Annotated in this window: 10 protein-coding genes; 4 read left to right on the plus strand and 6 right to left on the minus strand. The window is 49.8% G+C overall.

What is annotated here, in order from left to right:
- Positions 1 to 64: 64 nt before the first annotated feature.
- Positions 65 to 652, minus strand: coding sequence for a DUF4251 domain-containing protein (locus tag ACYIA1_RS02810; RefSeq protein WP_005861917.1), 588 nt, complete (start codon positions 650 to 652; stop codon positions 65 to 67).
- Between the two features lie 166 nt (positions 653 to 818).
- On the opposite strand from ACYIA1_RS02810, the gene ACYIA1_RS02815 reads away from it, so the two are divergent.
- The 4 genes from ACYIA1_RS02815 to ACYIA1_RS02830 all read left to right on the plus strand — a co-directional run bounded on the left by ACYIA1_RS02815 (position 819) and on the right by ACYIA1_RS02830 (position 7441).
- Positions 819 to 1832, plus strand: coding sequence for a Gfo/Idh/MocA family protein (locus tag ACYIA1_RS02815; protein ID WP_005861919.1), 1014 nt, complete (start codon positions 819 to 821; stop codon positions 1830 to 1832).
- 154 nt (positions 1833 to 1986) lie between these two features.
- Positions 1987 to 3174 (plus strand): hypothetical protein, encoded by a 1188-nt coding sequence (locus ACYIA1_RS02820; RefSeq protein WP_008780837.1) that lies wholly within the window; start codon positions 1987 to 1989, stop codon positions 3172 to 3174.
- An 84-nt stretch (positions 3175 to 3258) separates the two neighbouring features.
- Positions 3259 to 3828 carry a condensin complex protein MksE gene (locus ACYIA1_RS02825; RefSeq protein ID WP_005866029.1) on the plus strand — a complete coding sequence of 190 codons (570 nt, stop codon included), beginning with the start codon at positions 3259 to 3261 and terminating at the stop codon, positions 3826 to 3828.
- Complete coding sequence (locus ACYIA1_RS02830; RefSeq protein ID WP_480334311.1) at positions 3812 to 7441, plus strand: ATP-binding protein; 3630 nt, start codon at positions 3812 to 3814, stop codon at positions 7439 to 7441. Before ACYIA1_RS02825 ends, ACYIA1_RS02830 begins: the two co-directional genes overlap by 17 nt.
- Positions 7442 to 7586: 145 nt before the next feature.
- Here ACYIA1_RS02830 and ACYIA1_RS02835 read toward each other — a convergent pair whose 3' ends face one another.
- From ACYIA1_RS02835 to ACYIA1_RS02855, 5 genes are all read right to left on the minus strand, one after another.
- On the minus strand, positions 7587 to 9509 hold the full coding sequence (locus ACYIA1_RS02835) for an NAD(+) synthase (protein ID WP_057326412.1): 1923 nt from the start codon (positions 9507 to 9509) through the stop codon (positions 7587 to 7589).
- 12 nt (positions 9510 to 9521) lie between these two features.
- Positions 9522 to 9845, minus strand: a complete 324-nt coding sequence (locus tag ACYIA1_RS02840; RefSeq protein WP_008774025.1) for a type II toxin-antitoxin system RelE/ParE family toxin — start codon at positions 9843 to 9845, stop codon at positions 9522 to 9524.
- A complete protein-coding gene (locus tag ACYIA1_RS02845; protein WP_227154411.1) occupies positions 9824 to 10021 on the minus strand; it encodes a hypothetical protein in 198 nt (65 codons plus the stop codon). The genes ACYIA1_RS02840 and ACYIA1_RS02845 overlap by 22 nt, the downstream gene beginning before the upstream one ends.
- Before the next feature lie 206 nt (positions 10022 to 10227).
- Positions 10228 to 12414 (minus strand): glutamine synthetase III family protein, encoded by a 2187-nt coding sequence (locus ACYIA1_RS02850; protein WP_008774024.1) that lies wholly within the window; start codon positions 12412 to 12414, stop codon positions 10228 to 10230.
- A 36-nt stretch (positions 12415 to 12450) separates the two neighbouring features.
- Positions 12451 to 13680 (minus strand): LL-diaminopimelate aminotransferase, encoded by a 1230-nt coding sequence (locus ACYIA1_RS02855; RefSeq protein ID WP_005866042.1) that lies wholly within the window; start codon positions 13678 to 13680, stop codon positions 12451 to 12453.
- Between the last annotated feature and the right edge of the window lie 20 nt (positions 13681 to 13700).

Consider the following 13700-nt stretch of genomic DNA (forward strand, 5'->3'; position numbering starts at 1 on the left):
ATAGTTCGAAGGCGATGTTCCTCACGGAGCACCGCCTTCCTTATTATAGAAAAGTTGGACATGATTAATATGTTGTTCCCTGGAAAATGTTCGATTGTGAGTACGGAAGTAGGGTACCGGTCATTCTCAAGTTTCTACCGGAGAAGTTCGGGTCTACGGTAACGGTTGCGTTGTTTGTTCCGTTGGTAAGCATCAAGCTAACGGTAGCGGAGATAAACACACCCTGTACGTTCATGTTCAGATAAACATTGCCCTTGTCATCCTGCTTGGTCTGGATATTGGAGGCGCTACCTTGTACGGTGATACCACCTAATCCGTTAGGACCGGGATACGGAGAGTTGGACGCGATCTGGACCATAGCCTGTCCGTCATTCAAAGATACGAAGTTCGTATTTGAATTTACGTAGAATACCTGTCCGTTCATCGGTTGTATGTTGTTAGCCTCCAATACGAATGATTGGTTGTTGATAGCTTGTACAGCGGCGTTAAACTCTTCTTGGCCTTCTACGGCATCTTGTGCCAGACGCTCTTGTTTCTTGATTTCTCTCTCTACTTTTTTGGCTTCCTTTGTTATCGATTTTTGAGCCATTACTTGTGTCATTCCGCACATAGCGACAGCGAGAACGACGATAAAAGATACAATTCTTTTCATACTTGATTTAGTTTTAAAACGGTTTTAAATTGTATAGATTAAACAGCGTCGTCGCGAAAAAGTTCCTGTGACTTATCCTTTTTATAGATACAATAACATTTCCACGGAGTATTTATGTTAAACAGAAATCGTACATTTGTAAATAAAGAACATAATACGATAGAATATGGATAAAGTACGTTTTGGTGTAGTCGGAACCAATTTCATAAGTGATTGGGTAATTGCCGGAGCCCGGCAGGATGAGCGTTTTGAACTGGTAGCTGTATATTCGAGAACTCAGGAGACGGCGGATGCTTTCGCCTCGAAACATAATATACCGTATACGTTTACCTCCTTGGAGGAGATGGCGAAAAGCCCGTTGATCGACGCTGTGTATATTGCCTCCCCGAACTTCCTTCATGCCTCCCAGAGTATTCTTTGCATGAGCTATGGCAAGCATGTTCTTTGCGAGAAACCCTTCGCTTCCAACGCGAAAGAAGTACGTGCGATGATCGAGGCTTCCCGTACATATAATGTCACGTTGATGGAGGCGATGAAGCCTACGCTTACGCCGAACTTTCTTGCCGTACGAGAGAATCTTGGGCGTGTAGGTACGGTTCGTCGTTATTTCGCCTGCTATTGCCAGTATTCCTCCCGTTATGATAAGTTCAAGGAAGGAATCGTGTTAAACGCTTTCAAGCCGGAGTTGTCTAATGGGGCCATGATGGATATCGGTATTTATACGGTCTATCCGATGGTTGTCTTGTTTGGTCGCCCAAAGAAGATAGATGCCTCGGGCATAGTCCTGTCCTCAGGAGCGGACGGGCAAGGGGCCGTGAATTTCTTGTATGAGGGGATGAACGCCACGGTGCTTTATTCTAAGATCGCCAACTCCGCCTTGCCTACCGAGATACAAGGGGAGGAGGGGAACTTGACCTTGGACCGGATCAATATCATCCGTAAAGTGACGTATTCTCCCCGTTTAGCTCCGGCGATGGGAAAAGGCCCGGAACCGGTTCCGGAAGACCTAAGCGTGGTCGCCGATAAGGATGAGTACTATTATGAGGTAGCGGAATTTATCAACCTCGTCTTGTCTGGCAAGCGGGAGTCAGAAATCAATAGCCTTGATAATTCTTTGATTACATTGGAGATTATCGATGAAGTACGCCGGCAGTTGGGAATTGTGTATCCGGCGGATTGATAACTCTTCGTGATTTTCCATTTTTTCCATCGTAGTGAAAAACTTTTTCCACCGTGATGAAAAAGCTTTTTCACTACGATGGAAATCCTTTTTCATCACGGAGAAAAAAGGGTTACTTGTATTTTTATTACCTTTGTGTCCTTAATTGTTTAGGATGTACATATATAATTCAATACCCCATATAACGAACACGCTAAATCTGGGAAAGGACCTATTGGAGGTCTTATTTGAGAAAAGAAAATCATTACCGTTTCGCTATGATTATGCGTTGGATATTATCGATGAGAATAAATTGAATATCTTGATCGAGCGTGAGGTGATCCGCAGGAACGGCCCTTATATCGAGATGGATGAGCATTATCTCTCTTTCTATGAGCTGCTTCTGGAGGCGAATGAGGAGATTTCTACCTCGGTGATCGATGAGAATATCCAGTTGGTGTATCAACTGATCGATTATTATGGTAAGGAGGATAACGATTTGCGTAAGCTGGGTTATCTGCGATCGGTCAAGGCGCATTTGCGGAAGATCGGGAAGATCTTGGTACGTAACGTGGTGTCCTTGCAACGGGTGATCGATAATACGTTCAAGAACGAGCCGAGCTATAAGGTGAAGATCGCCAAACTGGAGAATCTGGACGCTAAACGAATCGAGATCAACCGCCTGATCGTGGAAGTGGAGAAGCTGCTGGATCGGGAACGGACTCCCTTTTTCGCCCAAGTCCCGGACGAGGAGCTGTTGACGATCGCCCGTGAGTTGAAGACGGAGTTATTGAGCGCTGGCCATAGCTTGATCCATTCCCAACAGGATATCATTGATTACTTGAACCAGATCCGTACGCAGGTGGGTTTTACCCGTAAGCTGCGTCGTATCAAATATCTGCGGGAGCAGTTTGAGTTACAAGAGAACACGAATGTACGGGAGGTGGTAGATGCGGAGCGTTCCGTGGTATTGGAGGGCGTGCAGCCTACCTTATTCAAGATTTCCATTCCTTATTTGCAAACGGACGAGGCGCTGGATGTCATCTTGAAGGTGGCCGACGGCATACGACCGGATAAGGTGATCCACCGGCAGGAGTTGGGCGTGATCTCCGCCGAGCAGATGGAAAATCAAGAAGTGGGGGAGGCCGCTATCAATACCCGGAAGATGATGGATGTTTTTAGCCGGACCGGAGGGGATTTGTTCTCTTTCGTGATGGGCTACGAGTATAACCGGGAGATGGATTTCGAGGCGAAGGTTACGTTATTTTGCCGTTTACTCTCCCTCTATGAAAATGAGTTGGAGATAACAGACCGTTTTGGGCATACGGAGCATATAGAATATGCCATTATTCAAAGAACCTAGTTGTAGAGACGGGGCGTGCCCCCTGTGATGAGACGGGGCACGCCCCGTCTCTACAACTGGATAAAATAAAACAACAATAATAAGATGATAGATAATTTACCGGTACAGACCGCACAGATCTATGATTACCTGTCGAAAGGTAATTTTCTGTGCTCGAATACAAGTGTAAAGGAGTTGAGGACACTCTTCTCGGTCGTAGAAGATAATTTTGAGCGTTTACGTGATTATTTCTCGCATATCAATTTCGTGTTGGAGCAGGGGAATAATTACTTCTACTTCTCCCGCAAGGAGCCCCGGGCTACCTTGGAGCAAAAGCTCCAGCGTTTCTTCGCTTGGATCGATATCATGGACTTCTTCTGTACGTACGATACGGCCTTCGGGCCCGGTTTCACTTTCTCGCCGGCGGAGATATTGGTACGTTCCCGTATCGACATGGATCTAGAGATGAAGCTGGACGGGTTGAAAAAACATACCGGAGGCAAGGAAAAACGCAAGGATATCCTCGATACCATCTTGGACAGGATGACGAAAGAGGGCTTTATCGAGTGCGTGAGCGATATGAACGGGACGTGGAAAGTGCTCTCCTCGTGGGATTACCTCACGAAGATGATCCATAGTATTAACATAAAGAACGAAGATGAGATATCTCAATAAAATAGTATTTATAAACAGCGCCGCTATCCGTTACTCGGAAGTACAGCTGGATGGAAATATACATTTAATCGGAACGCAGGGAGTGGGGAAGAGTACGATCCTCCGTGCGATCCTTTTCTTTTACAACGCCGATACGCAGCGGCTCGGAATCCCGGTCGAGAAGAAGTCGTATCAGGATTATTATTTCCCTTATGCCGATTCCTCGATCATCTACGAGGTAGCGAGGGAGGATGGTTGGTTTACGGTACTTAGCTATAAGACGATGAACCGTATCTGCTACCGTTTTATCGCCTCTCCGTACCGGTCGGATCTTTTTATCGACGAGGAGGGAGCGCCTTATCCGTCGGATCGTATCCGCTCGGTGCTCGATAAGAACGGTATCAAGTATAGCGGGGCGATCTCCACGTATGAGGAATACCGGAATATCCTCTACGGAAACTCGGATAATAAACGGGATTACTCCTGTTTTTCCTTGATGGAGAGCGGCTCCTACCAGAATATCATCCGTACGATCCAGAACGTCTTGCTGAATTCACGCTTGGAGGCGGATTATATCAAGCAGACGATCATCACCTCCTTGAACGAGGCGGATAGCGTGATCGACTTGAGCCGTTATCGGAGCCATCTATCCGGCTTTGAGGCGCAACTGAATGATATCGGTGTTTTCCGTGAGCCGGGCATGGCGCGGAAGGCCGCCGGGATCTCCACCTTGTCGGACGATATCCGTAAGCGGGATTTACGGATCAACGATCTGTGCCGCCAATTGCGCGGGGCTTATCTGCAAACGGAGCGTATCTTGCCGGAGTTGTCCCGGAAGATACACGAGCAGGAGGCGGTCAAATCGGATTTCTATAAGCAAAGGGATAAGCTGGACGCTGAATCGAAGAACCGGACAGCCACGATGGAAGGCGAGTTGGCCGTGCTGAAAAACTCCTTGTCGGAGGCGGAAGCGAAACGGGTTTTCTATGCCGGGAAAGATATCCAGACGGCGATGGATCGTTGTAACAAATTGGAGATCTTACAGCAGGAACAGGAATCCTTAGTCGTGGAGAAAGATTTGCTTTCTTCCAAGAATAAAGAAGCCTCGGTCTTGCACGCCAATTTGATCGCTAATCTGAAGAACGAGTTGGCCGGCTTCGAGAACGAGAAACAGAAACAATTACTGGCGGCAGAGACCGAGATCAATGCTCGTCGGGAGGCTCGCCGGGAGTATTATCGACGGCTACGGGAGGAATCGCGCCATGCCGCCTCGGAGGAGAAAGAGCGTTTGTTGGTGGATCGGGAGAAACGTACGACGGAGGTCGCCGCCTTGAAGATGCGTATCAAGACTGCCCGGGGGCAGTCGGGAACCTCGGAGGAATTGGAGGCGGTCAAAGGGCGTCTCGGTAATTACGACGCGAACCGGAAGGACTTGGAGCTGAAGATCCGTGAGCTGAAGTACGAGTTGAACTACCAGACGAAAGAGTTCGAGACCGCCGAGAAGCATCTGGATGAGGATTATCAAAAGCTAGCGGAATCCAACGAGGTGAAGATCGAGGCCCTGAGCGCTAAGCTAGCGGAACTGACGGAGTTCTTGGACAACCAGAAAGATAGCTTCTTCAACTGGCTGTCCGAGCATAAGCCCGGCTGGGAGCAGACGATCGGGCAAGTGTGTGACGAGCGCCTGCTTTACGGGAAAGAGTTTACGGCGGAGGTAGGCGAGGGAGATACCTTTTATGGAATCCGCTTCACCTCCGGGATTCACCGGAATGTCAAGACCAAGGAGGATTACTTGACGGAGAAGAAGGAGGCCGAGGAAAAACGTGCCGGAATCCAGCGGTTCATCGCTACGGCGCGGCAGGATTTGGAGGCGGCTAAAGAGAATCTTCGCAAGCAATATCAATCCTCGGTGAAGCCCATCAAGGAGGATATCTATCATGCGGAATATGAGTTGGAGCAACTGGCGGTCCGCAAGAAGGAAGACGAGTCTCGTCTGTCGGCCTTGCGGGATCAGGCGACCCGTCTGAGGCAGGAGGAGATCCGGCGCTTGGAGGAGGAGTTGAACGCTGCCGAAGCCGTCCTTTCCTCGATCCAGCAGGAGATCGCCACGCTTCAAGGCAAGATGGACCGGGAACTCGCTTCCTTGGATGAGCAAGAGAAAGATGAGTTGGCTGCTTTGGATAAGGAACTCTCCGTCGCGAGGGAAGCTATCTCGGAGGAGATCGCACGCAAGAAAGCGGAGCTGGAAGAGCGCAAATCCGGATATGACAGGGAGCAATTGGATAGCTTGACCGCTAGCGGTGGCGATCCGAAACGTTTGGAGGAGATCCATTCCCGCTTGGCGTATATCGGTGGGGAGATCAAGTATATCAACGAGACCAAGGCATTGATTATCGAGTATCTGAAAGATAAACGAGAGATGCTGGATAAGGTATCCGACTGGACGACGGAGAGCCTGCGCTTGCAGCAGATCATCCACGGGGAACGGGAGGAATTGAAAAAGCGTCTGGCGGACGTGAACCGGAGTATCTTCAAGGTAGATGCCGAGTTGAAGGAGCTGAAGGAGTCCAACCGGAAAGCGTTGGAGAACCGGGAGGAATATCACCGCTCTACCCTGTTGGACTGGTTTACCTCTAGGGAATCCATCTTCTCTTCCATGAACCGTACCGATACGGATGGCGATTGCCGTTCCTTGGTACGGGAGATCACGATCCGCGTCAGCGAGCAATCCCAGAAACTTTCCGAGCTGCGCAAGGAGATAACCGCCTACACCGGCAATTTCTCCGAGGATAATGTGTTCGCCTTCAAGACGAGCTTCTCGGATGATAAAGAGTATATGGATTTTGCTTGCGACTTGAAGGAGTTTATCGACGAGGATAAGGTCTCGGAATACCAATCGCGTATCAATACCCGCAACTCCGATATCTTCCGGCAGATTACGGCGGACACGAAAAGCATGGTCTCTCAGGAAGGTAATATCCGTGGCGTGGTGGATCAGATCAACGCCGATTTCAAGGAGAAGAACTTCGTGGGGATTATCCAGTGTATCGAGATGCGTATTGATCCGAGCCAGAACAAGATCGTCAATCTGTTGAAGGAGATCAAGCGATTCAACGAGGAATATAGCTGGGATTTGGGGCAGAACCTGTTCGCTTCCTCGGCCGACGATACGGCTACCCGGGAGAAGGCGACGACGTTGCTACGTGAGTTGATCAAGTCGATGGACGCTTATTCCGGCAACTTGATCCGCTTGGCGGACTTCTTCGACCTTAAATTCCGGGTGATCGAGAACCGGAATGATACGGGCTTCGTAGAACGTCTTACGAACGTAGGCTCCGAGGGTACGGATATCTTGGTCAAATCCATGGTGAATATCATGTTGCTGAACGTGTTCAAGCGGAACGCCTCCACGGTATTCTCCGATTTCAGGCTCCATTGCATGATGGATGAGATCGGGAAGCTGCACCCGAACAACGTGGCGGGTATCTTGAAATTTGCCAACGACCGGGATATTCTCTTGATCAATGGTTCGCCGACCGAGCAGGATGCCCTGTCCTATAAGCACATCTATAAACTGGAGAAGGATACGGATAGCTTCACCCGGATTCGCAGGGTGATTACGCAGTTCGATTAGTTACGATCTATGTTAGGGCCTCGGTTGATACGGGTGAGAGACGAGGCTCTTTCATAGGTCATAGATTAGGCTCTCTTATGGGGGTAGGTGTCTCGTCTATGGCCCATAAGAGAGCCTCGTCTATGACTATACCATTGAAAAAATGTTAAAGCCCTGCGATCTCATCCAGCCAAAGCGTAGCCATTGCGTCGCTCGGCATTCGCCAGTCTCCGCGGGGGGAGAGGCTGATGGAACCTACTTTCGGGCCGTCCGGCAGGCAACTGCGCTTGAACTGTTGCTGGAAGAAGCGGCGGAAGAAGGTATGGAGCCATTTCTTGAGGGTGGCATCGTCGTAGGTTTCCCCGAATGCCCGCTTCGCCAAGAAATAAATCTTCGCGGGTGGGGCTCCGAAGCGTAAGAAGTGATAGAGGAAGAAATCGTGCAGCTCGTACGGGCCTACCAAATCCTCTGTCTTCTGCTTGATATTCCCATGCTCGTCGGCGGGAATCAATTCCGGGCTGATCGGAGTGTCTACTATATCTAATAACGTGGCGCGGGAAGCCTCGTCTACCTTGTTATTGGCCACCCATTCCACCAGATATTTAACCAATGTCTTGGGAATGCTACCGTTGACGCCGTACATAGACATATGGTCGCCATTGTAAGTAGCCCAGCCCAAGGCAAGCTCCGAGAGGTCTCCCGTACCGATCACGAGGCCGTTCGCTTGGTTCGCCACGTCCATAAGAAGTTGGGTACGCTCACGGGCTTGGCTGTTCTCGTACGTCACGTCATGTACATGGATGTCGTGATTGATATCCTTGAAGTGTTGGATGCAAGCGTCCTTGATGGAGATCTCCCGGAGGGTCACGCCAAGGGAGCGTATCAAGTCGCAGGCATTGGTATAGGTACGATCCGTCGTTCCGAAGCCGGGCATGGTGATGCCGATGATCTTATCCCGTGGGATCTTCAAGGCATCGAAGGTCATGACGGTGACCAGTAGGGCCAAGGTGGAATCCAGTCCCCCAGAGATGCCTACGACGGCGGTTTGGGCGTGGGCATGGAGGACACGCTTGGCGAATCCCGCTACCTGTATATGGAATATTTCCTCGCAACGTTCTTTCAAGGCATCGCCGGAAGGGGTAAAGGGATGCGGGTCGATTGCCCGGGTCAAATCCAGTGTCCGGTTGGGAAGGCTGAATGAGACTACGGTGCCGTTATCCATGTTATGGTTGAGATAACCCTGCATGAAACTGGTGTTGATCCGTCGGTCGTTCTGTAAGTTCTGGATATCGATCTCGCTGATAACGAGTTGCTCCTCCATGGAGAAACGCTCGGATTCCCTTAACAACGTGCCGTTCTCCGCTATGATACCGTTTCCCGCGAATACGAGGTCGGTACTGGATTCCCCGAAACCGGCGGAAGCGTAGACGTATCCGGCGATACAACGTGCGGATTGCTGGCAGATCAAGGATCGTAAGTAAGCATGCTTACCGATCAACTCGTTGCTGGCGGATAGATTGAATATCAAGTTCGCCCCCTGCATGGCTAGCTCGGAGCTGGGAGGGATGGGAACCCAAAGATCCTCGCAGATCTCGATACCCACACGTACCTCATCGTACTCGAAGATCAGGTAGCAATCCAGCGGCACTTCCCGGTTACCGATCGTGATCATGGATTGCTGTAGGTGTGAAGAGGCCGTGAACCAACGCTCTTCTTGGAACTCCTTGTAGCTGGGCAGGTAACTTTTGGGCACTACCCCCAATATCTCGCCCCGTTGGAAAGCGACGGCGGCGTTTATCAGTTGGCTTCCGCTGACAAGCGGGCAACCTACGATCGTTAGTAAATCCAGATCGGCGGTGTTGTTCACTAAATCCAGCAAGGCTTTCTCGGCGTTTCTGAGTAAGGTCTCTTGCGAGAACAAATCCATGCAAGTATAAGACGTAACCGATAATTCGGGGAAGGCGATGATCTGGACCTCTTTTTGGGACGCTTGGCGCATCAATCCCTCGATCTGTTGAATATTATAAAAGCAGTCAGCCACTTTAACCTGTGGTACGGCTGCCGCTACTTTGACGAATCCGTAATTCATATTTGTTATTGTTTATCTGATAGATGTTCTTAATTTATCGGGGTTTTGACGACAGTCCCACAACAATACGATACGTATGGAACGTTTTCCTTCTTGGGTATATATAAGTTTATGATGTCCCTCGATCAAGGAGCGATATTCCTTGTCTCTATCGGCGAAAGTCTCTTCTATAGTACCAATAAGAGGATTGTTCTTTATCCGGATACAATTCTTCTCCAACTTATCGATAAAGTTGAGAGCAGCTTGTTTCCCAAAGTGCTTTAAACAGTAGGCTATGGCTAAATCAGCTTGTCTTTTCGCACGGGGTGCCCAGATTACTTTAGCTTGTTTCTCCATGTCTCAAAGAATTGGTGCATATCATCCTCATTGATGCCTTTACCTTCTTCTAGCTCCTGTTCGGCTATATCTATTTCCCTATTGGCTTCTTTCAAACTGAATGAAATGGGAGATGCTGCATTCGCCTTGGACATAATTCGTTTCATATATTTCTCGATCTTTAGGACCGTTTCCATATCGTCTATTTTATTGAGATACCTCTCGATAAAGCTTTCTCTCCATTGTTGTAACTCTATTGTCGTCATATCAATTTCCCTCCTATATATTTATGCCCCAAAGGTATGTATTTTGTATGGGATAAAAAAGAAGGAGAGGTATACTTCGCAGCATCCTCTCCTTATTAACACAAAACAATCAACAAAAAACTACTGTCTGAATAAGACTATCTGATGAATAAAAGCTCACGGTATTTCGGCAAGGTCCATATCTGGTCGTCGACAACCAGTTCCAACTTGTCGATATGGTAACGGATGGCTTCCATCATCGGGACGATCCGATCGTGGTAAGCGATCGCCTTCTCCCGCTCACTCTCTATCTTGTTGGCTATCTTGCGGGCGTTGACCATCTCGTCCACTTTTTCCTTGATGAAGATCGTGCGGTTCGCTATATCCTCGATGATCTCCATGTTCTTGGAGGATAGATGGGCGGCTTTATCGGCGGGGAATAATTCACGCATCTTATATACGTTGTCTATCAAGGAAGACTGGTATTTGGTGGCCATCGGGATGATATGGTTCATTGTCAGGTCGCCTAATACACGGGCCTCGATCTGGATCTTCTTCGTGTACATCTCCCATTTGACCTCGTTGCGAGCCTCCAGCTCCTTACGGGTCATGACTCCCGTGGACTCGAACATGCGGACGCTGCTATCTTTCAAATAAGCGTCGAAGATCAAAGGCACGCTGGTCTCGCAATCCAAGCCCCGGCGTGCGGCCTCGGCCTTCCATTCCTCGCTGTAGCCATTGCCGTCGAAATGGATTGCCTTGCATTCCTTGATATCCTTGCGGATTACCTCGATGATAGCGGCGAACTTATCCTTTCCGGTGGCTATCTTAGCGTCTACCTCGGCCTTGAACTGCCTCAACTGATCCGCTACGGCGGCGTTCAATACCAGCATGGCGGCGGCGCAGTTCGCGGAGGAACCTACGGCACGGAACTCGAAACGATTACCGGTGAAGGCGAAAGGGGAGGTACGGTTACGATCCGTGTTATCGATCAATAACTCGGGGATACGGGCGATATCGAGTTTCATGCCTTGCTTTCCCGCTAGGTTGAAATCTTCCGTGTCGCTGTTCTCCAGATGTTCCAATACCTTGGATAACTGTGTACCTAAGAAGCTGGAGATGATCGCTGGGGGAGCCTCGTTCGCTCCCAGACGATGGGCGTTGGTCGCGCTGGAGATGCTGGCCTTCAGCAATGCGTTATGGGTGTACACGGCTTTCAGTACGTTGACCACGAAGGTCACGAAGCGCAGGTTGTCTTCCGGCGTCTTACCCGGTCCCATCAAAAGGATTCCGGTATCGGTTCCCAGCGACCAGTTATTGTGCTTGCCGGAACCGTTCACGCCTTTGAACGGTTTCTCGTGCAACAGGACACGGAACCCATGTTTGCGGGAGATCTTGCGCATTAGGGCCATGATCAGTAAGTTATGGTCATTGGCGAGGTTGCATTCCTCGAAGATGGGAGCCAGCTCGAATTGGTTCGGGGCGACCTCGTTATGACGGGTCTTTACGGGAATGCCAAGTTTCAATGCCTCAACCTCGAGGTCTTTCATGAATTCCATGACACGGGTGGGGATGGCTCCGAAGTAATGATCCTCCAACTGTTGGTTCTTCGAGCTTTCATGTCCCATCAAGGTTCGGCCGGTCATCAACAGATCGGGACGTGCGGCGTATAGGCCCTCGTCTACTAGGAAGTATTCCTGTTCCCAACCTAGGTAGGCGTATACTTTCTTCACGTCCGGGTTGAAGTAGTGGCAGACATCGACCGCCGCCTTGTTCACGGCTTCCAAGGCTTTCAGCAAGGGAGCTTTGTAGTCGAGGGACTCGCCTGTGTAAGCGATGAAGATCGTCGGGATGCACAGGGTGTCTCCTACGATAAAAGCAGGGGAGGAAGGATCCCAAGCCGAGTAGCCACGGGCCTCGAACGTATTGCGGATACCGCCGTTCGGGAAACTGGAGGCGTCCGGCTCTTGCTGGATCAGTAGTTTGCCCTCGAATTCCTCAAGTACGCCGCCTTTGCCATCGTGCTCGATGAAAGCGTCGTGCTTCTCGGCGGTACCTTCTGTCAAGGGATGGAACCAGTGGGTGTAGTGGGTAGCGCCTTTTTCCATCGCCCATTTCTTCATGCCGGAGGCCACGGCGTTCGCTGTCTCACGGTCTAGCGGGGTACCGTTGTCGATGGAGTCCACCAGTCTCTCGTACGCTCTCTCTGGAAGATATTTGAACATCTTCTCACGGTTGAATACTAACTCACCGTAATACTCGGAAGGTCTCTCGGCGGGAGTGGTTAGCTCGGTCGCTTTCTTCTCGAACGCCGATTCTACGACTCTAAATCTTAACTTTGACATAATACCTGATGATTATTGTTGTTTATAGTAAATGACTTATCTTAGCCACTTCCTCAGCCTAGCCATGGCCTCTAGGGTGTCATCCCTATCGCCGAAAGCGGTGAGGCGTAGATAACCTTCCCCGCTCGGTCCGAATCCCACTCCGGGGGTTCCGACTATCTTGACTTCATAAAGCAGTTTGTCAAAGAATTTCCATGAGGAGAGGCTGTCCGGGGTCTTTAGCCAGAGGTATGGGGCGTTATCGCCTCCGTACACCGTAAGACCGCAGTTTTGCAGACCCTCTTTCATGATCTTCGCGTTGGTCATATAATAATTGATAGTAGCTGTTACTTGCTGTTTCCCGGCGGTGGAATAAACCGCTTCCGCACCCCGTTGGGTTATGTAACTGGTTCCGTTGAATTTCGTGCATTGGCGACGGTTCCATAATTTGTTCAACTGTACCCGTTGCCCGTCCAGCGTGAAGGCGTTCAGCTCCTTCGGTACGACCGTGTATCCGCAACGTATCCCCGTGAACCCGGCGGTTTTAGAGAAGCTCCGGAATTCGATGGCTACCTTCTTCGCTCCTTTGATCTCGTAGATAGAGTGGGGGATATTCGGGTCCTGTATATAAGCCTCGTAAGCGGAGTCGTACATGATAAGCACGTCGTTGGCAAGGGCATAGTTTACCCATTTCTTCAATTCGTCCTTAGTCAAGGTCGTTCCGGTCGGGTTATTGGGATAGCAGAGGTAAAGGATGTCCACCCTGCGACTGGGCAGATCCGGTACGAAGTTGTTTTCCTCCGTGCAAGGGATGTATACGACATCGCTCCATTTCCCGTTTTCCAATACCCCAGTGCGTCCGCTCATTACGTTCGAGTCGATGTAGACCGGATATACGGGGTCTGTCACCCCGATACTATTGTCGTGGCGGAGCATGTCGCCTATATTTCCACAATCGCTTTTCGCTCCGTCGCTGATGAATACCTCGCTCGGTTCGATAAAGACTCCCCGGCTGGCATAATCGTTTTTAATGATAGCGTCGATTAGGAAAGGATATCCCTGCTCGGGGCCATATCCGTGGAATGTATCCTTGCTCGCCATTTCTTCCACGGCTTTATGCATCGCCTCGATAACGGCGGGGGCAAGTGGTTGCGTAACGTCACCAATACCCATTCGAATGATCTTATCCTTGGGATGGGTAACCTTGAAGCTGTTTACCTTTTTCGCGATGTCGGAGAAAAGGTAATTGTTCTGTAGTTTCAGGAAATGTTCATTAATTAGTGCCATACTCAGTTCTTTTGTTTTTA

It is taken from the genome of Parabacteroides sp. KHUB-02, from assembly GCF_056640955.1.